Genomic DNA, 25,479 nt, shown 5'->3' on the forward strand with positions numbered 1-25,479 from the left:
GGAAGGATAATTAGTGTAGAATCCAAGAAAAAAAACCTGCCAAAATGGCAGGCTTTTTCGAATTATTTTGTTGCTTCTATAACCGCTTTTACTTTTGCTGATATGTTCTCAACTGTAAAGCCGTATTCTTGGAAAAGCTTGTCGGCTGGAGCAGATGCACCAAAATGGTCTATCGTAATATGCTCCCCTTTAGAACCGATGTACTCTCTCCATCCAAGTGAAGCACCTGCCTCAATTGCCACACGTGCTTGAATACCTTCTGGAAGCACACTTTCTTTATATTCCTTTGATTGTTTTTCGAACAAATCCCAGCTTGGCATGCTGACGACACTTACATTAACGCCTTCTTGTGCAAGCGCTGCTTGTGCTTTCATTGCAAGAGAAACCTCTGAACCGCTGGCAAGCAGCAAGCCCTGTGCCTCACCTTTTGCTGCTGAAACTGTATATGCCCCTTTGCTTACACCTTCATATGCCGCTGACTTTGACAAGTCTAATGTTGGTAAGTTTTGGCGAGTAAGTACTAAAGCAGTCGGAGTATCCTTGCTTTCCAAGGCAATTTGCCATGCGGCTGCTGTTTCCTTCGCATCAGCAGGACGGATGACTGAAAGGCCTGGCATTGCACGCAAGGAAGCAAGCTGCTCAACTGGCTCATGTGTCGGACCATCCTCTCCTACAGCAATACTGTCATGTGTGAAGACATATGTTACAGGCAGCTTCATCAATGCTGCAAGACGAATTGCTGGACGAAGATAGTCAGAGAAAACAAAGAATGTTGCTCCGAATACTTTCACTCCACCATGCAATGCCATACCGTTGATAGCTGCACCCATTGCAAATTCACGAACACCGAACCAAATATTCTTCGCAGCATAGCTGTCGATTGCAAAATTCTTTTCACCAGCAATCAACGTTTTATTAGAGCCTGCCAAGTCAGCTGAACCGCCCATAAATGCGGGAATTGCTTTTGCAGCAGCTTGAATGCTTTTGCCAGAGGAATCTCTTGTTGCCATAGAGCTCCCCGCTTCAAAATCAGGCAGGCTTTCTTGTAGATTTGCAGGAACCTCACCCTTCACAGCTGTTTCAAACTGCTCGGCAAGCTCTGGATATGCAGATTTATATTTGTCATACATTTCATTCCAATTATTTTCCTTTACTTGACCTTCTCCAGCTAAGCCGGCATAATGCTCAGCAACCTCTGCTGGCACATGGAAGGCTTCTTCATAATCCCAGCTGTATGCAGCTTTTGCAAGCAATGTTTCGTCCGCTCCAAGCGGCGCACCATGGGATGCTGATTTACCGCCTTTATTCGGAGAACCGTAGCCGATGACTGTTTTAACTTCAATCAGTGTTGGCACATCTGATTTTTTCGCTTGAGAGATTGCTTTCTGAATTGCAGTAATATCAGTGCCATCCTCGACACGAAGGACCTCCCACCCGTAAGCTTCAAAACGTTCTTGCACACTTTCAGAGAAGGAAAGATGTAGGTCACCATCAAGTGAAATATCATTTGAATCATAAAGGACAACCAATCTTCCCAGCTTAAGATGTGCTGCAAGAGAAGCTGCTTCTGCAGAAACACCCTCCATTAAATCACCATCTCCACAGATGCTGTATGTATAATGGTCAACTACTTGATAGCCTTCTTTATTGTAAGTTTCAGCAAGATGCCTTTCTGCCATTGCCATTCCTACCGCCATAGCAACCCCTTGTCCAAGTGGACCTGTAGTTGCTTCCACTCCAGGAGTATGGCCGAATTCCGGATGTCCAGGAGTTTTGCTGCCCCATTGACGGAAGTTCTTCAAATCATCAATGCTCACACCATAATTAAACAAGTGCAGCAGACTGTACAACAGCATAGAACCGTGTCCTGCAGACAGCACAAAACGGTCTCTGTTAAACCAATTTGGGTTTGCTGGATTATGATTCATTTCCTTTGCCCATAATGCATATGCCATCGGTGCTGCACCCATTGGCATTCCTGGGTGACCTGAATTGGATTTTTCGACAGCATCAATAGATAGTGTTCTGATTGTATTGATTGCCATTTGCTCAATATTCGTCTTCGTCATTTCACTCATCATTTCCCGCCCTTTATGGATTGTCGTTATTTATTCAAAAATGTAATTCCATCTGTGCGAACAGCCACTTGGCCTGTTTCCTGCTCATTCTGCACCCATGATAATATCTCTACTGCCAGTCCATTGGCAATGATTCGGTCTGCAGAAGTTGGATTTGTTCCCATGCAGAGTGCTTCATCAATTTCTGTGTATTTAAAGTCCACATTCAACTGGTCGACCACTTTTTCTTGAGCCTCATTTGCTGAAGCCTTGCTATAAACAATAACGGAGGACGTGTTCCACTCTGTAAAGCTGTTTTCAATTCGTTCTCTTAAAGAAAGTATTTCCTCTTCACTAGCTGCCTGTGTAAAATAATGACCATCTCCTGCAATAGAGATATCCTTCAGCATTTTTGTGGAGGGGCTTCCATCTATAGAAAAACCGAATAACCGCGGTTTATCATACTTCAACGAATTAATCGTATCTTTGACTCTTAAAATATTATCAACAATGCTGTTAACAGCAGTATCATATCCTAAAGAAGAATCAGAACCTTCCATATCGTTATATATTGATACTGGCACAAACAAAGAACGAACAGAAGAACGGCCAGCAAGATGCGTTTCCCATTTTTCCTTTGCCTCTTTATTTCCGATAACAACAGCAGCGTCCACTGCCGAGAAAATTTCTTCCCATTTATTATCTTCAGGATATGCAGACATCATCAGCATAGATTGGCTTAAATAAGGAGCGTCGCTGTTAATGTTCAACTCTCTATACGTTGCTGTACCTGTATCCTTTTCTATCTCCATTCCTACCAATTCGTGCTTAGAAGCCAAATGAAGCTGCATTTTATACACTATTTGTTTGACCCCTGCAGGCAAACTCCCAAAGACAATTACTCCCACTTTCAAAGCATTTTACCCCCTAAATTTTTGCATGCGTTTTTACTTTCGTATAATGGTATTATATAGGATTATGAGAACAATGGAAAAAAACTTGTCTTTTAGAGGATTATTTTTAGCAGATTTTTCAGATATCTCCCTTAGTCAGCACAGCTCTGCTTCCAAATTACTGATAGCGTTTACCCTTTGGGCATGCCTGCCTCCTAGAAATTCAGCATTCAGCCATGTATCCACAATAGCTAAGGCTAATCCCTCTCCAGTTACACGCTCCCCTAAACAAAGAATATTGCTGTCATTATGCTCCCTTGTAGCTTTAGCAGTAAACACATCCCCAACTGCAGCAGCACGAATCCCATTTAATTTATTTGCGGCAATGCTCATGCCAATCCCTGTTCCACAACAAAGAATGCCTAATTTTGCTTCACCAGCATTAACAGCATCTCCCACCTTCTTAGCATACCCTGGAAAATCGACACTCTCTGTGCCCGTACACCCGAAATCAAGGACCTCAAGGCCCTTCTCTGCTAAATATGCTTTTACTGCTTCTTTCAAACGAAAGCCGCCATGATCACTTGCAATTGCCAGCTTCAATTCCCTATCCCCTTCCTAACTATTTTAGAACTTTTCATGAAATTTATTTTGACACGTACATTTTACCATATATTCGTACGTACATGTATAGAGAAAATAGTTTTTTTTTTATAAAATGTATTATTAATATAACAATGGTACGTACATGTAATGCGATAATTAAAATAAGGTCAGACCTTTCAGCAAAATAGATGTTAGTTTATTTAAGAAATATTTCAAAAAGCTTCGCCTATTGTTTATCTAAGAAGTCCACTCTCCCCTTGAAATGGAAACTAATGAAGTTTTGTTTTGTGAGGCTTTTATAAAACAACTCCCCTTCAACATAGATAAAAAAGCCTGATCCATTTGGATTCAGGCCTTTATCATAAGTATTAAAAATCAAAATTATCCGGATCTGGACCAACACGCAGGTCTTCATTCAAGCCTGCAATTTGCTCCATTTCTTCTGTAGTTAAGGAGAAATCAAACACATCTGCATTTTCGATGATACGATGCTCTTTAATAGATTTAGGAATAGTAATGACTCCATTTTGTAAATCCCAGCGAATGATAACTTGTGCAACAGATTTATTATATTTTGCAGCAATTGTCATTAACAGGCTATTATCTAAAAGCTTGCCTTGCATTAACGGCGACCACGCTTCAACTTGGATGCCGTGCTGCTGGCAAAAAGATCTTAATTCTACTTGTGTTAGCTTTGGATGGAACTCGACTTGGTTAATCATTGGTTTCATTTCCGCATCCTTCATTAACTCCTCCAAATGATGAATTTGGAAGTTGCTTACACCGATTGCCTTTACCTTTCCATTCTTATAAAGTGTTTCTAGCGCTCTCCAAGCCTCTTTATATTTATTAGCTTTTGGCCAGTGGATTAAATAAAGATCCAAATAATCCAATCCTAGCTTTTCTAAGCTAGTTTCAAACGCAGCAAGTGTTTTTTCATAGCCTAAATCTTCATTCCAAACTTTAGACGTGATGAAAAGCTCTTCGCGACTGATACCAGCTTCCGCAAGTCCTTCCTTGATGCCTTGCCCAACACCTGTTTCATTTTGATAAATAGCCGCCGTATCAATACTGCGATATCCATTTTTTATCGCTGTGCGAACAGACTCAACAACAGTGGAACCATCTTCCACTTGAAATACACCCAGTCCTAACCATGGCATTTGGACTCCATTTGATAATGCAACTGTATCTTGTAAATGTTTCATGTTTAATTACCCCATTCTTCTTTGTTTGATTTTTTCTCTAGTATTAAACTCCAGCCAGTCAACAGCACTGCTGCTGTGACCATTATTCCGCCAACCCAGGCTGTGTGAATCAGTCCTAAGGAGTTGGTAACAACACCGCCTAAATAGGAGCCTATTGCAATGCCTGCATTAAAGGCAGCAATATTAATAGCTGATGCCACATCAACAGCTCCAGGTACATACCGTTCTGCGAGCATGACGACATATACTTGCAAGCCAGGAACATTCATGAACGCCAGCAGTCCCATTAACACTATCATTGCAAGGCCTGCCCCTTTATATGGCAAGGCAAAGATAAGCAGGAATAAGATAACAGCTTGGATCATGAACATATAAAATAAGGCTGTAAGCGGCTTTTTATTGGAAAGCCTTCCTCCAATCATATTTCCTGCTGCGATGGCTGCACCATACAGCAGCAGGATTCCCGCTACAGTACCTTCTTTAAAGCCAGTGACTTCATGGAGAAGTGGAGATAAATACGTAAAGACGACAAATGTTCCTCCATAGCCTAATGCCGTGATTATGAACAGCAGCAGCAATCTGCCATTCGTCACCAATCGAAGCTGATCCTTAAAAGTAGCCGGCTTCGCCTGAGATAAATTTTTAGGAACAAGAATGCTGTTGGCGATAAATGCAATGACACCAACAACCACAATAGCAAAAAATGCTAGCCTCCAGCCAAATTGCTGGCCAATAAATGTTCCAATTGGAACTCCTGTAATAGTTGCTACTGTTAGTCCTGTGAACATGATGGAAATAGCACTTGCTCTTTTATCCTTGCTGACAAGGTCTGCTGCAATGGTTGAACCAATTGACATGAATATTCCATGTGCTAATGCAGAGATAATTCTTGCAGTCAGCAGAACAGTTAAGCTTCCTGCGGTTGCTGCGATGCTGTTTCCAATAATAAACACAATCATTATCCATAATAATAATGTCTTTCTTGAAATGCTTGATGTTATTGATGTTAAAACAGGTGCTCCAACTGTCACACCTAGCGCATAGATGGAAACTGTCAATCCTGCTGCGGTTATACTGACGTGCAGATCCTTGGAAATAAGCGGCAAAAGACCAACACTAATAAATTCTGTTGTACCTATAGCGAAAGCACTAACTGCCAATGCAAGCAAGGCATACATGCTGCTATTTTTTTGATTGCTCATATGTCCTCCTTCTTGATGCTTCTTATATGTTATCCACTAGTGGAATTGAATTGTTTATCAGCTTGCTTTTCGACCGGCAAATGTTATTATGAATCATATCGTTTTCTTTGAGAAGTACGTACTTTTTTGTAATATAGGAACCAAAAAGTTATATAGGTACTTTTTAGTGCCTATCAAAATATAGTTAATTTTTTTCTTTAGGAGGAAATAGGATGGAAAAGAAAAAATATAATATTTCTGTCGAAGCAACACTTGAGGTTATTGGCGGCAAGTGGAAATGTGTGATTTTATGCCATCTGACACATGGGAAAAAGCGGACAAGTGAGCTGAAGCGTTTAATGCCAAATATCACGCAAAAGATGTTGACACAGCAGCTTCGTGAATTAGAGGATGACGGTATTATCAACCGCATAATTTATCAGCAAATCCCCCCAAAAGTAGAGTATGAGCTAAGTGAATATGGAGAAAGCTTGCAAAGCATCCTTGATGCATTATGCAATTGGGGTGAAAGACATATTACGAAGGTATATGGTGACAAGACACTGATGCTTGAGGACAGCATTTTAAATAAATAACAAGCACAAAAAAGAGCACCGAAAAAAATTCGGTGCTCTTTTTTGTTAATTAACAATATAATGTAAAGCTGTTTGAAGCTGGATGTCATTTTCATCTTTTTGCATTTCTTCTCTGACAACTTGCTGCATTTTTTCGGCTGTATTTGAGTCAATTGCGCCTGTTTCCGGTAGGTTATTACTACCTTGAAATGCCTTTACAGCAATTTCCGTTTGACTGCTATAATAGCCATCCTGCCTGTCTGTTCGATAGCCGATACTTGTTAAGATTTCCTGTGCATATTTAACCTGTTCATTATTCATTTCTCGTTTTAACGTATTCTCTATCTGAAGTGGATGCGTGTTATACAGGGCTGTTTTTTCGACCTCCAGGTTTGGCTCAACTCCTTGTTTATGAATCCAATTACCATCAGGTGTTAGCCATTTGAATAAAGTCAGCTTAATCTTACTGCCATCCTCCATCGGAACTGCTTGCTGTACCGTACCTTTTCCAAATGTCTTTTCGCCAATCAAGGTATAGTTTTCCGCTTCCTTCAAAGCTCCGGCCATAATTTCTGATGCACTGGCACTTCCATTATCGACAAGCACGACTACTGGATAATCCTTCTTTTGCTTTAAATCAGAGTAAAATTGCTCTGTTTTTCCGTTGCGATGCTCAATTTGTACGTAAGGCTTATCTGAAGTTACAAACTCTTCTAAAATAGCATTAACACTTGTCAGCAAGCCACCAGGATTTCCTCTGACATCTAATATTAAGCCGGCAATCCCTTCCTGCTCCTGTGCAGCTAACGCCTTATGAAATTCAGAAGCCGTATCCTCTGAGAAGGAGGTAATCTCAATATAGCCTATATTTTCTCCACCTTCTCTTTTAATGGAAGAATGGACCGTAATTTGTGGTACCTCATCACGGACGACAGCAATTTGCAGTGGTTTCTCCAACCCTTGGCGCACAATCTCTAATTTTACCTTCGTTCCTTTTTCCCCCCTTATTGTTTGTGTCACATCGTACAAATCAGAGCCTTCCACGCTTTCGCCATCTACCTTCACAATTTCATCATTTGCTTTAATGCCAGCCTTTTCTGCAGGTGAGTTCTTTATAGGAGAAACAATAATCACTTTACCATCCTCTGCACTTATCTCTGCACCAATCCCTTCAAAGGAGGAATCAAGCGCCTGTTCAAACTGCTTCGCACTATCCTTGTCCATATAAACAGAATAAGGGTCCTCTAAAGTAGAAAGCATGCCTTTTATTGCTCCCTCCTCCAATTTATCCCTATCTACCTTTTCGACATAATTATTTAGTATAAGGTCATATGCCTTACCAACCTTTGATAAGACTGTTTCACTGCTGTTAGCGGCTGTTTCTGAATGTTCTCCCCATTTATTCATTCCAATATAGGTGCCGCCAGCTCCGACTATAAGCGAGCCTGTCATGCAAATCACCAGCAATTTTCGATTCATCTAAGATCGTCCCTTCCTTCTTCATCATGCCTGTCTTCTTCATGAGAAGTGCCTACTCATTTATATGCGGCCAAAGGACAAGTTATGATGACAGCTTTTCGGCATACCTTAAGTAAAATGAACCAATTTCCACTTAGTTGAATAACCTATACAGACTTATAAGGGAGGTATGCCTACAATGTTCTATCATATTAAGGAATTAGCCTATCAAGCCAAGCCAGAAAGACCAGACCCAATTATGGCGAGAAGGCTTCAGGAATTAATTGGCGGCCAATTTGGTGAAATGTCAGTCATGAATCAATATTTATTTCAAGCATGGGGAACTAGAGGGCATGCTAAATATAGAGATTTACTGTTAGATACGGGAACAGAAGAAATTGGACATATCGAGCTGTTATCTACAATGGTTGCCCGCCTTTTAGACGATGCTCCTGTTACGGAGTTGGATACTGCTGCGGCTACTAACCCTGCTTTAGCAGCAATAATTGGTGGAATGGACCCTCAGCATGCCATTGTCTCAGGGTTGTCTGCTACACCTAAAGACAGTAATGGAGTGCCTTGGAGCGGCGGCTATATTATAGCTGGTGGTAATTTGCTTGCAGATATGCGTTCAAACCTTCATGCAGAATCACAAGGCAGATTGCAGGCTGTAAGAATCTACGAACAAACGGATGACAGAGGAATTAAAGATATGCTTTCGTACCTTATCGCACGGGACACAATGCACCAAAACCAGTGGCTTGCTGCCATCTATGAGCTAGAGCAGCAAGAAGGCGTTGTTGTTCCAAATACATTTCCAAAGGAACTGGAAAAAAGAGATGTTTCTTACTTGTTCTTGAACCATTCGATGGGAGACGAAAGCAGCAAAGGAAGATGGGCATCTGGACAAAGCATGGATGGCATGGGCACATTCCAATATGTAAAGGATGTACCGCCATTTGGGCCTGCCCCAAAACTGAAGCCCGCTCCACCTGCAGTTCATACTACACCTCCAAATGTAATGTAAAATCCACACAAAAACCCGCTGCCCTTTTAGCAGCGGGTTTAATCATTGTATATCTTTATTATTAAGAACTCTCATTGCATTAAGGACAGCAATTAATGTGACACCGACATCAGAGAATACCGCTTCCCACATTGTTGCAATCCCAAAGGCTCCTAGCAGGAGAAATATTGCCTTTACGCCTAATGCAAACACTATGTTTTGCCAAACAATTCTTCTTGTTTTTTTGGCAATTAATATTGCTGTGGCAATCTTGGAAGGCTCATCTGTCATGATGACAATATCTGCTGCTTCAATAGCAGCATCTGATCCTAGTCCTCCCATCGCCATTCCTACATCTGCCCTTGCAAGTACAGGAGTGTCATTAATTCCGTCTCCCACAAATAAAATCTTTTCTTTAGCATGCTTTTTTGCGTCTAGCTTTTCGATTTGCTCGACCTTATCCTGAGGAAGCAGCTCTGCATAGACTTCATCAATATCCAGTGACTTAGCAACACTCCTTCCAACTGCTGCTGCATCACCTGTGAGCATGACTGTCTTTTTAATACCCGCTTTCTTTAAAGCTGTAATTGCTTGTGCTGCATCGTCCTTTAATTGATCGGAGATAATAAGAGAGCCGATAAATTCAGTGTTTACTGCTACATAGACAATAGTTCCCGTCTCTTCCCTTACGGTAAAATCTATTTCTTCTTTCACCATCAGCTTGTGATTACCTGCTAAAACTTTTGCTCCACCTACAATAGCAGATATACCATGACCAGGAATTTCTTCATACTCATTTACATCCGCTTCTGATACTTTCCCTTCATAAGCCTTTCTAATTGATTCTGCAATAGGATGGTTGGAATGAACCTCTGCTAACGCAGCATTTTTCAGCACATCTCGGTCTGCATATCCATTTGCAGGGTGAACGGCAACTACTTCAAATACACCCTTTGTAAGTGTTCCAGTCTTATCAAACACTGCATATTTAACACTATTTAATGCTTCTAAATAATTGCTTCCCTTAACAAGGATTCCTGCCTTTGAAGCTGCTCCAATTCCTCCAAAAAATCCAAGGGGGATGGAAACGACTAAAGCACACGGACAAGAAATAACCAAAAAGATTAGTGCTCGGTAAAGCCAATCAGAGAATGTCGCACCTTCTAAAAGCAGTGGCGGAACAGCTGCTAAAAGTACCGCAATAATCACAACAACCGGAGTATAATAACGAGCGAACTTTGTGATAAAGTTTTCTGTCGGCGCTTTTCTGCTGCTGGCATTTTGAACAAGCTCCAAGATGCGAGCAACAGTGGACTGACCGAATTCCTTTGTTACCTTAACAGTAAGAACACCATTTTTATTAATACATCCACTTAATATATCGTTTCCTGCTTCTACATCTCTTGGCATAGATTCACCTGTCAACGCAGAGGTATCAACACTTGACTTGCCTTCAAGCACAATCCCATCTAACGGGACCTTTTCACCAGGCTTGATGACAATTATATCCCCAATTACAACGTCCTCAGGTGACATTTTTTCAAGGCCTTGCCCCTTTTGCACATTAGCATAATCAGGTCGGATATCCATCAGGCTGCTGATAGACTTGCGTGAACGATTAACAGCAGCGCCTTGAAACAGCTCTCCGACTTGATAAAACAACATTACTGCAACACCTTCTGGATACTCTGAGATAGCAAATGCGCCTATTGTGGCAATTGCCATAAGAAAATGTTCATCAAATACTTGGCCGCGAACAATATTCGTGAATGCCCTCCAAACAATGTCTCCACCGATAATCAAGTAAGCAACAAGAAATACAGATAATTCAGCAATACCATCTAATGGAAGAAAAAGGCCAGCTCCAGCTATAATTGTCCCTATAACAAGCCTAAAGATCATCCTTTTCATATTCTCATTTCCATGCTCATGAGAATGTCCATGTTCATGAGCGTGGCTATGATGATGGTGATGATGATGTGCATGATTATTCGCTTTTTTAGTTCCACCTGCTGCCTTTTCTCTTAATTTAACATGTGGTTCTAATCGTCTAATCGTTTTTTCTGTTTTTGCAACAATTGCTTCTGCTTCTTGACTGAACTCCATAGACAATGTTTGTGTCGCAAAATTGACCTGACAGGCATCCACTCCTTCAATGGAAGAAACACCTCGCTCAATTTTCATTGCGCAATTAGCACAGTCTAACCCTTCTAAAATAAAATCCTTTTTTTGCAGCTCTCTTCCCTTCTCCATGGTTATCCCCTCTTTCGTAAAGCCTTAATGAAAGTATTTTAAGTGGTTTTATCTATTTTACTTATTTGTATACAAATTATTATATGAACAACTACTCATATATTCATATTATATGTAAGCAGGCTTTAAAGTGTCAATGTAATTTCCAATATGGGTATAAAAAAAGCAACCGCAAAAAAAGCGGCTGCTTTAGCTCTTCATTAGTGATGTCTAGCGTGGTCAATCATCTGCTTTAAAACGCTCATTACATGCTCATCATCACAGGAATAAATCATCGTAGTTCCCTCGCGACGATATTTGACAAGACGAAGGTTTTTTAGAAAACGCAATTGATGTGATACGGTAGACTGCAGCATTTGAAGCCTTTCTGCAATCTCATTAACAGAATGCTGCCTTTCAGATAATACATGGAGAATTTTAATTCTCGTTGGGTCTGATAATGCTTTAAAGGTTTGAGAAACAATAAATAATGTTTCCTCATCAAGCATGGCACTGTTTCCATTTATCGGATTTAACTCGTCATTATTATGATCATTGCCGCTCATTTTCATTGCTCCCCTTGTTAACTAAAACTAATGCCTCCATTATAGCATAGTTGTATCCTGTTTCATTATTTGAAGCTCTTCCTGTAAAAAAGGAAAAAGACTTGTCCACAAATGCGGACAAGTCTTTTAATCTATTACAATGGAACAATGCCAATTGGGTTAATTGCATTTGATTTTGCTTGGTTCCATTCGCCTTTATGCAATTCGAAATGAAGATGCTGTCCAGTTGAATCACCTGTATTCCCCATTGTACCGATGCGTTGTCCTTTCGAAACAACCTGGCCTGCACTTACTTTTCTGCTTCCAGATTTCATATGTGCATAAACAGTTGTATACGTCTGACCATCAATAGAGTGAGCGATGAAAACAACTTCCCCGTAGCTGCTTGATGTATAAGAACGGATAACAACACCGTCTGCAGCCGCTACAATTGCCACATTATCACCAGTCGCCGCTAAGTCAACTCCTGCATGGAATGTGCCCCAACGTTGGCCTAAGCCAGAAGAAAGGACTCCGTTTGCCGGTTTAGTGAAAGACCCTGACGAAACTGCCGGGCTTGAAGGTGCAGATGAAGAACTTGAACTGCTTGAACTGCTTGAACTGCTTGAACTGGAGCTGCTTGAGCTTGAACTTTTTGAGCTTGAGCTTGAGTTTGAGTTTGAACTTGAACTGCTGCTCGCTTTTGCAGCTTTAGCTTTTGCTGCTGCCTCTGCAGCTGCTGCCTCTGCCTCTTGTCTCTTTCTCTCTTCTTCTGCTGCTTTTTTCGCCGCTTCAGCCTGACGCTGCTTTTCCAACTCAATTGCTTTTTCCATTGCTACCTTTTGGTCTGCCAGAATTGCTTCTTCTTCTTCAAGAGACAGCATTTCTGCGTGAACATGATCCTCTTCTTTTTCAAGCTGAGCCATCACTTTATCTTTTTCTTTCTTTTTTGAATCTAAATCAGCTTTCATATCTTCCAAGTCACTTAGCATTGTTTCAAGGGAGCTTAGCTTTTCCTTTAACTCTGCTTTTGAATCTTCAAGGAGCTTCTTATCAGCTTCCTGCTCTTTTAAAATAGTTCGGTCTGCCTCAACAATTGTTGCGACAGCACCGATACGGTCGATTAAATCACTTATGCTTTGAGAGCCCATAAGAACGTCCATATAGCTTACTGCTCCGCCAGTTTCCTGCATTGCTCTAGCTCTGTCCTTCAGTACTTCATTTCTTTCATCAATTCTCTTTTGCGTTTCTTTAATTTGTTTTTCCAGCCTTTTCACATCAGCTTTTGTTGTTTCTATCTGACTTTTCTTCTCGGTAATGTTGACTTGAGTAGTGGAAATAGCCGTATTTAGTCTCTTCAGCTCTGCTTCCACAGATTCTTGCTCATCATGGATGCTGCTTAACTCATCGTTTTTATCGCTCTTTTTATTTACCACATCACTCTGCTTGCTTTCAATATCTTCTTTTTGTTTATTAAGATCATTTATGCTCGCAGCATATGCTGTAGAAAACGGTACTTGAGTAACTATACCACCAATGCCTAAAGTAGTAACGATTGTCCATTTAACTATTGTATTTTTCAAGCTCTCATGCCTTCCCCTCTATTGATAGATAAGTAGATTTAACCACTACAAAACTAGTAAATTAGAACTATACCATCGAAAATAACGCCAATTTAATAGCCTGGCCCTTATCCAGGCTATTAACCAACAGTATATTGTGATTATTAGGAGGAAGGGACTACTTCCTCCTGTTTTCACCTTATACCTTCAAGAATTTACGAATACTCATAACACTTCCCCAAATACCGATTACTGCCCCCATCAACAATAGTAATGCTCCCACTTGATAAACAAATGGTGTGTAATCAAGAATTTGAATATAGTTTCCAGCTAATCTTGGCTGTAAATATTCATATGCATAATAGTAAATAACAGATACAAGGCCAATTGGAATAATGGAGCCTAATACTCCAAGCCACATTCCCTCAAGGAAGAACGGCCAGCGGATAAACCAGTTTGTTGCACCGACAAGTCTCATTATTTCTATCTCTTTGCGTCTAGCAACAATGGTAATTTTAATTGTGTTGGAAATTAAAAACATTGCAGTGAACAGAAGTCCTGCAATTAAGACAATCCCGACATTGCGGCTAACATTAATGACATTAAACAATCTGTCAACCGTGCCTTGTCCGTACTTTACAGTTGCTGCATTATCAAACTTCTCTATTTCTTTTGCTACTTTTTTCGTGTCATTTGGATCCTTTGTTTTAACAACAAAAACATCACTTAGCGGGTTATCCTGTTGGAATAGTTCATAGGCATCCCCTTGATCACCAAAACTCTTAATTAGATTGTCCAATTCCTGCTGTTTCGCAGAAAACGTAACACTTGCTACATCTGATATTCCTTTTATTTTATCCTCAAGTGCTGCCTGATCCTCTTTTGTTGCCGTCTGATCAACATGAACACGTATTTCCACATTTTCTTCGATCGTTGTGGCAACCTCGTTCAAGTTCATCATAATGACGAAGAATACACCGACAAGTAAAAGGGTAATAGTAACAGAACTGATTGAAGCGAATGTCATCCATCCGTTTCTCCATAAACTTTTAAAACTCTCTCTACCATGTCTTTTAACTGTTCTAGCCTTCATATCCGTAATCACCTCTCTGCTCGTCACGAACAATTCTTCCACCCTCGATGGCGATTACACGATGTCTTATCGTATTAACAATTTCCTTATTGTGAGTAGCCATCACAATTGTCGTTCCTCTATTGTTGATTTCCTCGAAGATATTCATAATTTCCCAAGAAGTTTCAGGGTCAAGGTTCCCAGTCGGCTCATCGGCAATGACAAGCTTAGGAGAATTTACAATTGAGCGGGCAATGGAGACACGCTGCTGCTCTCCTCCTGATAATTCAGTAGGTAGCATTCTTGCTTTATGTTTTAAACCAACAAGTCCTAGAACTTCCATTACTCGTTTTTTTATTAATTTAGGATTTTCCTCAATAACTTCTAATGCAAACGCAACATTTTCATATACAGTCAATGTAGGCAAGAGCTTGAAATCCTGAAAGACAACCCCCATATTTCTTCTTAGCAGCGGGACCTTGCTGTTTTTCAGTTTTGCCAAATTAACTCCGTTGATTAAAATAGTGCCTTGCGTCGGTTTTTCCTCCCGATGCATCATTTTAATAAATGTAGATTTCCCGGCACCACTCGGCCCTACTACATATACAAACTCACCTTGATTAATTTTCACATCAATACCATTGGCTGCAATAACACCATTGGCATATTTCTTAATTACATTTTTCATTTCTATCATCTATTATCACACCTGAATTTTATTTGTAAGAACATAAGAAAAGTGCAAAACGTCTATAGCAACATGGAAGACGAATCACATTTGCGAATTGCCATATCAATTGCTTTCTCTACTAAGAGAATAACTTAATTCTCTCGTTTTTCCTTTTCCAACTCCATTAACCACCAAAATTCGACATTTACAAACCGACTGAAGGAGACATTTTTTTTATAAATATAAGACTTCCTTCTAATTACTTACATTATTATATCATCATAGTACGGTAAATTAACGGATAAAATTATTACATTTTCTTTTCAAATATCGAAAAATGTACTATTATTATCATCCAATACCTTTATTTACTATTATAATAGTACTACAAATCGTCTATATTCCCCTTTTTTTTTTAATCTTTCCTCTATTTTAGGCATTTATACCTATGTTATGTTACAATTCGTGGAAATATTTACATGACATATTTCTGTTTAAACGTATCCTGTATTTACAATAAAGCGATTACATTTTTATACCTGTTACAAATCTTACAAAGAATCGACATATTACACATAAAAAAATCCTTCTATCTTTGCATTTTATACAAAAATAGAAGGACATTGATTTACTTCTATGCTTTTTTTGCACTAAAGCCTCTGCCGTGAACCTCTGATGCATCCATTACAATGACAAAAGCAGTCGGATCTATCGATTGAACTAACCCCTTTAATTTCATAAACTGGGCCTGATCAACAACACACATTAAAATAGGACGCTCAAAATCTGTATAACCGCCATGAGCTGTCAGCTTTGTAACACCTCTGTCGATTTTATTTAAGATTCCTTCCCTTACATCCTCTTGTTTTTCTGTAATGATAAGTGCCATTTTGCTGCTTCCAAAGCCAACCTGGACAATATCAATTGTCTTACTTGTAATAAACAAGGCTAACAATGCATATAAACCTTGTTCAATACTAAATACAGCAGCAGCCGTAATAACAATAACCCCATCGATCAAAGCAACACTTTTTCCTAATGACATCCCTGTATATTTAGTGATAATTTGCGCGGCAAGATCTGTTCCGCCTGTTGATGCCTTTCCTTTAAAAACAATCCCTATCCCAAGGCCAATACCAATTCCACCGTATATCGCTGCAAGCAGCGGTTGAGTAGTCCATGGCTCCATATCCTTTGATAAGAAAACAACAAATGGCAGGAATAATGTTCCGACAAGCGTTTTAATACCGAAATTTTTCCCAAGGAATATGACGCCGGCAATAAATAAAGGAATATTAAAAGCCCATTGTACAAATGCCGGCTCCCAATGAAACAGGCTCGCAGTAATTGTGCTGATACCGCTCACTCCACCTGAAGCAATGCTGTTAGGCAATAGAAATAAGTTAAATGATAATGCTACAATAGCAGATCCAATTAATACATAAATATACTCACGCAAGATTTGACACCTCATTAGTTTATTGTCTTTTATTGACATGTCTTCATTTCTTTAAAAAACGACATAATTTTTGCTATTAAAAAATATGTAAGAAGCATTGTTCCTAAAAGTTAATATTGCTTAAAAAATGCATTCTTTATATTTTCCCAAGCAGAGAGTATATCATTCAAATGAGCAAGTGTAAATGGTGACAAATTAGAGTGGTAAAGGGATGAAACAACGTTTTTCAAGGATGGAACAAAAAAATACTATCCTTTCTCGAAAGGATAGCATTTGTCATTTTATATAATAAATATCCAAAAAACGATGGCCAGTCCAAAACGATATATCGCAAAGGGAATTAATTTCACTTTATTAATAAGCCGCAGAAAAAACTTGATTGCAATTAACGCAACGATAAAGGCGGTCACAAAGCCTGCTGCAAAAACAGGTATATCTTGTGCGCCCAATTGATTCCAGCTTTCAAATAAATCCTTTGCCGATGCTGCAAACATGATGGGAACTGCCATGATAAATGTGAATTCAGACGCTGTCTTATGGCTCATACCTGCAAGCAGTCCGCCTGAAAGTGTTGCTCCAGATCGGGAAAAGCCTGGCACTAATGCAAAGCACTGAAAAAAACCTACTGTTAGGGCTTGTCTGTATGTAACTTGATCAAGTGTTTCTGCAGAAGCTTTCGGCTTCAGCTTCTCAGCTGCCAGCATCAGCAGCCCTCCGATAATTAATGTGATGACAACAGTTGCCGGGCTAAATAATACATTTTTTATCAAGTCATAAAACAGAACACCGCCAACACCGAAGGGAATAATTCCTACAGCAATATGAAAAATACTTAGTGTACCAACGCTTTCCGAATCCTGATATTTCTTTAAGCCTAAAATACTTAATATCCTTCGCCAAAAAACAAAAATAACGGCGAGTATGCTGCCAAGCTGAATAATGATTTCAAATGTTTTCGCACTTTCTCCAGTAAAGTCCAACAAATGGCCTGCTAAAATAAGATGCCCTGTTGACGAAACAGGCGCGAACTCTGTCAAGCCTTCTACAATACCCATGATAATAGCCGTTAAAATATCCATAAACACCTCCAATTTATATATATTGGGGTGATTAGTAATTTATACTATAAAGTGGATAGATGTTTATCTGTATACGAAACCTAGTTGGAACAGTAGAGAGTAAGCTCCAATAAAATAGGATATCTCTTTCCCCTGCAGATTAGCGGGACAGTTAAGGCCCTCTGCAGGAGAAATCAATATCCACTTGTTTTAGTATAGGAACCTCAAGAAACTAATCATTTAACTTTTTAAATCATCGGTTTTCTACAGTCTTTGTTGAGACACTTTTCCATTAACTTTATAAAGATATATCTTCCAATAACTGTCCTTTGAATCAAATGATTTCTCAAAGCTTAAATTATTATCTGCAGCATTATCAATAGGCACTGCTGACAGAATATATTGACCGCCCATTTTCTTAAGCTGATTTGTATTTAAGTCCAAATTCTTGATAGTTTTCTTTGTATGCTTGGAAAACTGGTATTTTTTGCCGAGCTCATCAACAAATATATAACAGCGTCCACCCCAGTAATCATAATACTCCCGTAGCCCTTTATTTTTATTGAGTTCAGGCTCAATAATTTTTCTAAATTCTTCCTTATAGCTTAATGGATAAATATTGCTGTAGGAATCAAGTGTATAAAAGCCATTGTACTGGGCAACATTAGGATGCATGCCAATACTTACAACCCTGTAATCCTCTAATGGCTTACCTATGTAATCTTTAATTTCCTTAAATTCATCAACTGCAAAATATTGCTTATAGCTTGGCTGATTTTTGTACTTGATTTCCTCATTATTTGGGATCAATACAAGCAGCTGTGCTATTACCAAAACATAAACTAATTTTTTTACTCGTCCACCTTGATCCCACAGCATTTTCAATGATAGTGCAAATAAAACATAGATGATCATCGGTCGCAAATAATGGAACCTGCCAAAATTAAAGCTCGTCAAAATGCCGAACCGTTCTTTCAATGGTTGCCAGCCTTCAAAGAACCAAAACGCATACCAGGTGGACAGCAGCAAATTAACAATATGCAAGAAAATAAATAGACGATTGTCTTTTGCTTTATTTTTTATAAGCACCCAAACTAAGCAAATAATGGTGAGAGGCAATATGATATATTGTGAAATCGTTCTGTCTTGATTATGACTAATAACATAGTTCTTGCCAATTAGCTTAAATGTCTGAATTAGATTAAGCTTAGATTGATAAAATACATCTCTGTTTGTTAGTTCATTCGATGCTGGGGCGATCATGGACATAACTAAACGATAATCAATCGCCATATAGATTGCTAGCATATAAATGATGGATAGCAAAAATACTAGGTTCCACTTTTTCGTCTTAAAGAGGTCATATACCCACAGCAGGCCAATGAATGTAAGAAAATAAAAAAAGCCGATTACAAACGTCGAGAAAAACGGTAATAGTGTAATTACTACATAGTTTTTCCAGTTTCGCTCACCCTTGCGAATATTTAGAAAGCTCCATAATGCTAAAGGCATTCCAAGGATGCTGAGCATGCCAGAGGGCCAGTATGGTGTGAGCGAAAACGTCAATGCTGCTCCTATTGTAATGATATAAGGGTTTGACTTCTTAAAAACATACTTTTTTAAAAGAAGATACATTCCTAAAAAGGCAACAATTCTAGTAATTGCCTGACACAGACCATATGCAACGACAGGAGGCAGGATATTAAAAAGAAAAACCATGCCATAGTATTCCGAATAGTATGTATCCCGGGAAAACTCACCGTTCATAATCTGTTCCATTGGTGTATTGACAGGTGCAAACATATTACCACTGTCTTTTAAAACTTCATACCAGCCAAGATTGGAATCGAGATTATCATGGATACGCATATGAGCATTTCCATTTAAAATAAAATAGGGCAAAACCCATAAAACAACGATTAATAATGCCAATGAGAGGAAGATTTTTTCCTGCTTCCCTAAACCTGTTACTTTAATCATTTAACACTCCTTGAAACCTGTTGAAATTTAGATGAAAAGACAAGATACTTCTGCCCAAAGTAATTTAATATTGTGTACATCCCGCTTCCAAAAAGAACAGCAAGCACTTCCACATAACCCGCGAGCAGCGGAATTCTTCCTGCCACTTCTTCCACTAGCACTAGACCAAGCTTATAGGCAATGAAATAAGAAGCTAGAATGACAATGCCAAACCGGATACCACTTCCTATGAATCTAGCATTACTTTGGAAGGTAATATTTTTGTTAAGAAAATAGCTTACAACTGCCCCAACCAAGTTACCTATAAAAGTGGAGCTCCAATAATTAATATGAAATAACAGCAGACAGGCATACATGATAGAAAGGCCGACTGCTGTGTTAATTAGACCAACGAACAGAAAACGTATAAAAGAAGAGCGAAGCATTATATATGCACCTTTGATTTAACAGGATTAGCCTGCTTATTTCTGCAAAGATTATCTTCAATAATATAGCGCGGACGGTGTTTCACTTCTTCGTAAATTTTTCCTATATATTCACCAATAAGACCAATGCTCATTAAAAGAAGGCCACCAATCAGCCATAAAGAAATCATTACAGATGCCCAGCCTGATTCTGTATCACCAAGGAATTTTTGAACAAGCACATAACCACCTGCTATAATGCTGATAATGGAAGACAAAAATCCTATTAATGTTATAAACCGAATCGGTTTAACGCTGAAGGATGTAATACCATCTAATGCAAATGCAAGCATCTTTGCGATTGGGTATTTAGATTCCCCAGCCTCACGAGCCTTACGCTCATAATAAACACTAGTTGACTTAAACCCAAGTAATGGGACAACACCTCTCAAGAAAAGGTTGGACTCCTTAAACTGAAGCATTTCTGTTAATGCTCTTTTGCTTAATAAACGATAGTCAGCATGATTATAAACGAGTGATAAGCCCATTTTTCCCATTAGGCGGTAAAAGCCTTGTGCCGTACTCCGTTTAAAAAAGGTATCTGTTTCTCTTTTGCTTCTAACACCATACACTATTTCATAGCCGCTTAAGTATTTCAGCACAAATTCTCTTATTACACTGGTGTCATCCTGAAGATCTGCATCAATACTAATGACACAATCAGAAAACTGAACAGCTTCCTCTAGACCAGCAAGTAATGCTCTTTGGTGTCCAAAGTTTCTCGACAGCTTTATACCGCTGACAAGCTTGTCAAAATGGGTTGCACTTTCAATTTTATCCCATGTTGAATCCTTGCTTCCGTCATCAATAAAGAGCAATTGACTTTTAGAACTAACAAGTCCTTCTGAAATAAGGGAAGTTAGCACATTTTTCAGTTGATAATAAGATTGTTCAAATACCTCCTCTTCGTTATAGCATGGTACAGCAATAGTCAAAACGACCTCTTTCATTTCATAACCTCTTTTCTTAAAATAACCAATTACTATAAGAATCCCTAAATAATTCCAACAATATACATATAAACGAAAAATTCAGAAGAAAGTTTCACTTTTTCCTAAAAAAGTAAATTTATTATTATTTGTGAATTTTTGCTTTATCTCCTTGTCTTCTTAAATTTAGTTCTTAAAAAATTATACGTCACAATTCCTTTCCCTCATGCTAAGCTGGCAAAACTTAACCAAAAATATATAATCACTTCATAATTAGTTACCTATTTAAGGTTTTTTTAAACACAAAAAGGCCATCACTTGATGTGATGGCCTAATACTTATTCTGCAATGCTTAGCTTTGAACGCAAGTAAGCATTTATAAATAGATCAATATCTCCGTCCATGACAGATTGTGTGTTACCTACTTCTGTGTTTGTACGGTGGTCTTTAACAAGAGAGTATGGATGGAAAACATACGAACGAATTTGGCTTCCCCAGCCAATATCCTTTTGTTCGCCGCGGATTTCCGCAAGCTTTTCTTCCTGCTCTTCGATTTTTTTCTGATAAAGTTTTGCTTTCAGCATTTTCATTGCTGTTTCCCTGTTTTTGATCTGAGAGCGCTCTGTTTGGCAAGATACGACTACTCCTGTTGGGATATGTGTAATACGTACAGCAGAGTCTGTTGTATTGATATGCTGTCCACCGGCACCACTTGCTCGGTACGTATCAACTTTTAAATCCTCTGTACGGATTTCAATTTCAATCTCATCATTGAATTCCGGCATAACTTCACATGATACAAAGCTCGTATGGCGGCGGCCAGATGAATCAAATGGAGAAATACGAACAAGACGATGTACGCCTTTTTCTGCTTTTAAGTATCCGAATGCATTATGTCCTTTAATAGCCAATGTTACACTCTTAATTCCAGCTTCATCACCAGGCAGATAATCCAATGTTTCCACCTTGAAGCCTCTTTTTTCTGCCCAGCGAGTGTACATACGCAACAGCATGCTTCCCCAGTCTTGGGACTCTGTTCCACCAGCACCTGGATGCAGCTCTAAAATAGCATTGTTTTTATCGTAAGGCTCACTTAATAGAAGATTAAGCTCAAACTGGCTTAAGCTGCTTACCAATTGTCCTAGCTCCTCTTCAAGCTCAGTGCGCAATTCTTCATCGTCTTCTTCCTTAACCAACTCATAAGTAAGCTCTAGGTTTTCAAATGTTTCTGCCAGCTTATAAAACTCATTGACTTGATCCTTTAAACCATTGCTTTCGGAGATAACTGTCTGTGCTGCCTGCTGATCATTCCAAAAATCAGGATGCAACATTTCATCCTCCAAATGAGCGATACGTGCCTCTTTGTTATCTAAGTCAAAGAGACCCCCTAAAGTTTTCTAGTGTTACATTTATCTTCTCTAACTCATTGCGAATATCTGCTAATTCCATTTACCTGTCACCCTTTTTAAAAATTATTGTTCAAAGCACGGCTGCTTCCTTCTAGTATTATATGGCTTTTCAAGAAAAAATGCATGCTTTCCTTTTTAGAAGTTAATTTGAATAGTTGTTTTCTGTAATAAAGCATTTCCATTATTCAGGAAGATATACTTTATTTGCACAAACGTTAGACTTTAAAAAACCTGCCTCTCCGCATTCGGGGAGGCAGGTCCCATTATTCTATTAAAGATTAGTTCCGTGGCAGTTTTTATACTTTTTGCCGCTGCCGCAGAAGCATGGAGCATTTCGGCCCACATCAAGCTTCTTCATCACTGGTTTTTTCTTCGGCTTCTTATCTTCGCCTTCTTCTTTCGGGTTGACCGCTTGTCCTTTCATGACTTCTTCCCTTTGAAGGTTTTCACGGATCTCTGCTTTCATAATGTACTTAGCAACATCCTCTTCAATGGAAGTAACCATTTGCTCAAACATCGCAAACCCTTCAGATTGATATTCGCGAAGCGGATCGATTTGACCATATGCACGAAGATGGATACCTTGACGAAGCTGATCCATTTGGTCAATGTGGTCAATCCACTTGCTGTCAACAGCACGAAGTACGATAACCTTCTCGAATTCACGCATTTGTTCAGTTGTCAGCTTTTCTTCCTTCTCATCATAGTTATGCAATACCTTCTCCATGATGACTTCGGCAATTTCATCGCCTTCTTTGCCGCGGATATCATTCAGCTCCAATTCGCCTTCATGAAGCAGATTTCCATTCGCATAATCAAGAACTGCCTGCAAATCCCAGTTTTCCTGATCTTCACTCGCTGGAGTATGTGCTGCAACATGGCGCTCCAATGATGATTTGATCATACTTTCAACAATAGAACGAAGGTTGTCAGATGTTAGTACATCATTACGCTGAGCGTAAATGATTTCCCTTTGCTGACGAAGAACATCATCATATTGAAGAAGCTGTTTACGTGAGTCAAAGTTGTTTCCTTCCACTCGTTTTTGAGCAGATTCAACAGCTCTTGAAACCATCTTGCTTTGGATCGGCTGGGAGTCATCCATGCCCAGTTTAGCCATCATCGCCTTCATGCCGTCAGATCCGAAGCGGCGCATCAATTCATCTTCCATAGAAAGGTAGAATTGCGTCACACCTGGATCTCCTTGACGTCCGGAACGTCCGCGTAGCTGATTATCTATTCGTCGGCTTTCGTGACGTTCTGTTCCGATAACAGCTAAACCGCCCACCTCTTTAATTCCTTCTCCAAGTTTAATATCTGTTCCGCGTCCTGCCATATTTGTCGCAATTGTCACAGCGCCTTTTTCACCGGCAGTTGCGATAATTTCCGCTTCTCGCTCATGATTTTTTGCATTCAATACATCATGAGGAATACCCTTCTTAGAAAGATACTTCGAGATAATTTCAGATGTTTCAATTGCCACAGTACCAACAAGAACCGGCTGACCTAACTTATGTCTTTCAGCAATATCCTCAACAACAGCTCTAAATTTACCATCCATTGTTGCGTAAATTAAATCGGCACGGTCATCACGAACAATATCTCTGTTTGTTGGAATAACAATAACACTCATATTGTAAATATTGCGGAATTCCTCTTCCTCTGTCTTCGCTGTACCAGTCATCCCAGCAAGCTTATCATACATGCGGAAGTAGTTTTGGAAAGTAATGGTTGCAAGCGTCATGCTTTCATTTTGAATTTCAAGATTTTCCTTAGCCTCGATTGCTTGATGAAGCCCGTCGCTATAGCGGCGCCCCTTCATTAAACGGCCTGTGAATTGGTCAACGATGATGATTTCGCCATCTTGCACAACATAATCGACATCTTTATGCATGCTTGCATGTGCCTTAAGGGCTTGCGTGATATGATGGTTAATTGCCACATTGCTTACATCAAACAAGTTTTCAATCTGGAAGACACGTTCAGCCTTTGACATACCTTCTTCCGTCAACTGAACACCCTTCGTCTTTTCATCATACGTATAGTCCTTTTCTACCTTTAAGCTGCTCACAAAAACATTTGCCCGTACATATAATTGAGTCGACTTTTGAGCTGAGCCAGAAATGATCAGCGGCGTTCTCGCTTCATCAATTAAGATGGAGTCCACCTCATCAATTACTGCATAGTAAAGTGGTTTTTGTACCTTTTGCTCGTTATATAGAACCATGTTATCACGAAGATAATCGAATCCGAATTCATTATTTGTACCGTAAGTAATATCGGCATTATATGCTGCCTGCTTGTCCTCTCTTGAAAGGCCGTTTAAGTTCAAACCAACCGTTAGCCCAAGAAACTCATATAGCTGTCCCATCTCAGCAGCATCACGTGTAGCCAAATATTCATTGACTGTGACAACATGAACGCCTTTTCCAGAAAGTGCATTCAAATATACCGGCATTGTCGCAGTCAGGGTTTTACCTTCACCAGTCTTCATTTCAGAAATATTACCTTCATGAAGAGAAGCTCCCCCCATCAGCTGAACAGGATATGGGTAAAGGCCAAGCACACGCTTTGCAGCTTCCCTCACAACCGCAAAAGCCTCAACCAGCAAATCGTCAAGTGTTTCTCCTTTTTGAACGCGCGCTTTGAACTCCTCTGTTTTTGCCTTGAGCTGCTCATCGCTTAATGCTGCTGTTTCTCCAGCCAAAAGCTCAACCTTTTCGGCAATCTTAGTCAGTTTCTTTATATCGCGTTTGTTCTGATCAAAAACCTTATTTAAAATACCAAGCATTAAAAAACGCTCCTTTATAATTAAAATGAGAGATTCTATGTGAAAAATTCCATCCGTTTATTATATCAATAGCATAATAACTAGCATTAAAGTATCTATAGCATATTCACTATTCATTAAAATCACATGAAAAGAATATGGCTCTTTTGTAAACTCCATATAAGAAGGATATCATTGAATATATGATAGCTGCACTAGTATTTTCCTATTAATATTACCATTTCCTTAATAGAGTGACAACTTTAGTATAAAGGAAAGACAGAAAGCTGAAAAAAGGGGTATGTAAAGGACTGATGCCCTAAAGAAAAAAACGCAGTTGCTCAT

The 25,479-nt window shown here is 39.3% G+C and carries 20 protein-coding genes; 2 read left to right on the forward strand and 18 right to left on the reverse strand.

All coding sequences use genetic code 11. The features are described from left to right. Window positions 1-62: 62 nt before the first annotated feature. The 5 genes from tkt to EM808_RS10655 all read right to left on the reverse strand — a co-directional run bounded on the left by tkt (window position 63) and on the right by EM808_RS10655 (window position 5,966). Window positions 63-2,081: a transketolase gene (gene tkt, locus EM808_RS10635; protein ID WP_164849622.1), complete on the reverse strand. Its 2,019-nt coding sequence runs from the start codon at window positions 2,079-2,081 to the stop codon at window positions 63-65. A gap of 23 nt (window positions 2,082-2,104) precedes the next feature. Further along, window positions 2,105-2,965 carry a 6-phosphofructokinase gene (locus EM808_RS10640; protein WP_225314821.1) on the reverse strand — a complete coding sequence of 287 codons (861 nt, stop codon included), beginning with the start codon at window positions 2,963-2,965 and terminating at the stop codon, window positions 2,105-2,107. A 141-nt stretch (window positions 2,966-3,106) separates the two neighbouring features. Beyond that, a complete protein-coding gene (gene rpiB / locus EM808_RS10645) occupies window positions 3,107-3,553 on the reverse strand; it encodes a ribose 5-phosphate isomerase B (protein WP_127738189.1) in 447 nt (148 codons plus the stop codon). 371 nt (window positions 3,554-3,924) lie between these two features. Continuing rightward, complete coding sequence (locus EM808_RS10650; protein ID WP_127738190.1) at window positions 3,925-4,764, reverse strand: aldo/keto reductase; 840 nt, start codon at window positions 4,762-4,764, stop codon at window positions 3,925-3,927. A 2-nt stretch (window positions 4,765-4,766) separates the two neighbouring features. Continuing rightward, window positions 4,767-5,966, reverse strand: coding sequence for an MFS transporter (locus EM808_RS10655; protein WP_127738191.1), 1,200 nt, complete (start codon window positions 5,964-5,966; stop codon window positions 4,767-4,769). 212 nt (window positions 5,967-6,178) lie between these two features. Between EM808_RS10655 and EM808_RS10660 the strand changes: the two genes are divergently transcribed. Further along, the gene (locus EM808_RS10660) at window positions 6,179-6,541 is read left to right on the forward strand and encodes a winged helix-turn-helix transcriptional regulator (protein WP_127738192.1); all 363 of its coding nucleotides are present in this window, start codon (window positions 6,179-6,181) and stop codon (window positions 6,539-6,541) included. 45 nt (window positions 6,542-6,586) lie between these two features. Here the strand turns inward: EM808_RS10660 and EM808_RS10665 are convergent, their stop codons facing one another. After that, complete coding sequence (locus EM808_RS10665; RefSeq protein ID WP_127738193.1) at window positions 6,587-7,999, reverse strand: S41 family peptidase; 1,413 nt, start codon at window positions 7,997-7,999, stop codon at window positions 6,587-6,589. A gap of 178 nt (window positions 8,000-8,177) precedes the next feature. Between EM808_RS10665 and EM808_RS10670 the strand changes: the two genes are divergently transcribed. Continuing rightward, entirely contained in the window at window positions 8,178-9,005 is an 828-nt protein-coding gene (locus tag EM808_RS10670) for a manganese catalase (RefSeq protein WP_127738194.1), read from the forward strand. A gap of 42 nt (window positions 9,006-9,047) precedes the next feature. Here EM808_RS10670 and EM808_RS10675 read toward each other — a convergent pair whose 3' ends face one another. From EM808_RS10675 to secA, 12 genes are all read right to left on the reverse strand, one after another. After that, window positions 9,048-11,237, reverse strand: coding sequence for a heavy metal translocating P-type ATPase (locus EM808_RS10675; RefSeq protein ID WP_127738195.1), 2,190 nt, complete (start codon window positions 11,235-11,237; stop codon window positions 9,048-9,050). Between the two features lie 200 nt (window positions 11,238-11,437). Next, window positions 11,438-11,782, reverse strand: coding sequence for an ArsR/SmtB family transcription factor (locus EM808_RS10680; RefSeq protein WP_164849623.1), 345 nt, complete (start codon window positions 11,780-11,782; stop codon window positions 11,438-11,440). A 134-nt stretch (window positions 11,783-11,916) separates the two neighbouring features. Next, window positions 11,917-13,344, reverse strand: a complete 1,428-nt coding sequence (locus EM808_RS10685) for a murein hydrolase activator EnvC family protein (RefSeq protein WP_127738196.1) — start codon at window positions 13,342-13,344, stop codon at window positions 11,917-11,919. A gap of 178 nt (window positions 13,345-13,522) precedes the next feature. After that, window positions 13,523-14,416: a permease-like cell division protein FtsX gene (gene ftsX / locus EM808_RS10690; protein WP_127738197.1), complete on the reverse strand. Its 894-nt coding sequence runs from the start codon at window positions 14,414-14,416 to the stop codon at window positions 13,523-13,525. Continuing rightward, window positions 14,406-15,092, reverse strand: a complete 687-nt coding sequence (gene ftsE, locus EM808_RS10695; protein WP_127738198.1) for a cell division ATP-binding protein FtsE — start codon at window positions 15,090-15,092, stop codon at window positions 14,406-14,408. The genes ftsX and ftsE overlap by 11 nt, the downstream gene beginning before the upstream one ends. A gap of 607 nt (window positions 15,093-15,699) precedes the next feature. Then, a complete protein-coding gene (locus EM808_RS10700; RefSeq protein WP_396898426.1) occupies window positions 15,700-16,524 on the reverse strand; it encodes a YitT family protein in 825 nt (274 codons plus the stop codon). A 281-nt stretch (window positions 16,525-16,805) separates the two neighbouring features. Next, window positions 16,806-17,603: an undecaprenyl-diphosphate phosphatase gene (gene bacA / locus EM808_RS10705; RefSeq protein WP_127738200.1), complete on the reverse strand. Its 798-nt coding sequence runs from the start codon at window positions 17,601-17,603 to the stop codon at window positions 16,806-16,808. Window positions 17,604-17,846: 243 nt separating this feature from the next. Continuing rightward, a complete protein-coding gene (locus EM808_RS10710) occupies window positions 17,847-19,562 on the reverse strand; it encodes a DUF6044 family protein (protein ID WP_127738201.1) in 1,716 nt (571 codons plus the stop codon). Further along, entirely contained in the window at window positions 19,559-19,987 is a 429-nt protein-coding gene (locus tag EM808_RS10715; RefSeq protein ID WP_127738202.1) for a GtrA family protein, read from the reverse strand. Before EM808_RS10715 ends, EM808_RS10710 begins: the two co-directional genes overlap by 4 nt. Then, complete coding sequence (locus EM808_RS10720) at window positions 19,987-20,976, reverse strand: glycosyltransferase family 2 protein (protein WP_127738203.1); 990 nt, start codon at window positions 20,974-20,976, stop codon at window positions 19,987-19,989. Before EM808_RS10720 ends, EM808_RS10715 begins: the two co-directional genes overlap by 1 nt. A 317-nt stretch (window positions 20,977-21,293) precedes the next feature. Beyond that, window positions 21,294-22,404 (reverse strand): peptide chain release factor 2 gene (gene prfB, locus EM808_RS10725; RefSeq protein WP_127738204.1). Its coding sequence is split into 2 segments (ribosomal slippage): window positions 21,294-22,331 and window positions 22,333-22,404, totalling 1,110 coding nucleotides; the frame shifts between segments, so codons are not numbered across the junction. A 231-nt stretch (window positions 22,405-22,635) separates the two neighbouring features. Next, window positions 22,636-25,155, reverse strand: a complete 2,520-nt coding sequence (gene secA, locus EM808_RS10730; RefSeq protein WP_127738205.1) for a preprotein translocase subunit SecA — start codon at window positions 25,153-25,155, stop codon at window positions 22,636-22,638. Between the last annotated feature and the right edge of the window lie 324 nt (window positions 25,156-25,479).

Origin of the sequence: Niallia taxi (assembly GCF_004005475.1) — a bacterium.
Taxonomy (GTDB): Bacteria; Bacillota; Bacilli; order Bacillales; family Cytobacillaceae; genus Niallia; species Niallia taxi.

Excerpts from the sequence above, each read along its gene's own strand:
- ftsE (WP_127738198.1), bottom strand. The coding sequence starts at position 15,092 with ATGATAGAAATGAAAAATGTAATTAAGAAATATGCCAATGGTGTTATT.
- EM808_RS10720 (WP_127738203.1), bottom strand. The coding sequence starts at position 20,976 with ATGAAAGAGGTCGTTTTGACTATTGCTGTACCATGCTATAACGAAGAG.
- tkt (WP_164849622.1), bottom strand. The coding sequence starts at position 2,081 with ATGATGAGTGAAATGACGAAGACGAATATTGAGCAAATGGCAATCAAT.
- ftsX (WP_127738197.1), bottom strand. The coding sequence starts at position 14,416 with ATGAAGGCTAGAACAGTTAAAAGACATGGTAGAGAGAGTTTTAAAAGT.
- EM808_RS10665 (WP_127738193.1), bottom strand. The coding sequence starts at position 7,999 with ATGAATCGAAAATTGCTGGTGATTTGCATGACAGGCTCGCTTATAGTC.
- secA (WP_127738205.1), bottom strand. The coding sequence starts at position 25,155 with ATGCTTGGTATTTTAAATAAGGTTTTTGATCAGAACAAACGCGATATA.
- bacA (WP_127738200.1), bottom strand. The coding sequence starts at position 17,603 with ATGGATATTTTAACGGCTATTATCATGGGTATTGTAGAAGGCTTGACA.
- EM808_RS10680 (WP_164849623.1), bottom strand. The coding sequence starts at position 11,782 with ATGAGCGGCAATGATCATAATAATGACGAGTTAAATCCGATAAATGGA.
- EM808_RS10715 (WP_127738202.1), bottom strand. The coding sequence starts at position 19,987 with ATGCTTCGCTCTTCTTTTATACGTTTTCTGTTCGTTGGTCTAATTAAC.
- EM808_RS10660 (WP_127738192.1), top strand. The coding sequence starts at position 6,179 with ATGGAAAAGAAAAAATATAATATTTCTGTCGAAGCAACACTTGAGGTT.
- EM808_RS10650 (WP_127738190.1), bottom strand. The coding sequence starts at position 4,764 with ATGAAACATTTACAAGATACAGTTGCATTATCAAATGGAGTCCAAATG.
- EM808_RS10655 (WP_127738191.1), bottom strand. The coding sequence starts at position 5,966 with ATGAGCAATCAAAAAAATAGCAGCATGTATGCCTTGCTTGCATTGGCA.
- EM808_RS10710 (WP_127738201.1), bottom strand. The coding sequence starts at position 19,562 with ATGATTAAAGTAACAGGTTTAGGGAAGCAGGAAAAAATCTTCCTCTCA.
- EM808_RS10675 (WP_127738195.1), bottom strand. The coding sequence starts at position 11,237 with ATGGAGAAGGGAAGAGAGCTGCAAAAAAAGGATTTTATTTTAGAAGGG.
- EM808_RS10670 (WP_127738194.1), top strand. The coding sequence starts at position 8,178 with ATGTTCTATCATATTAAGGAATTAGCCTATCAAGCCAAGCCAGAAAGA.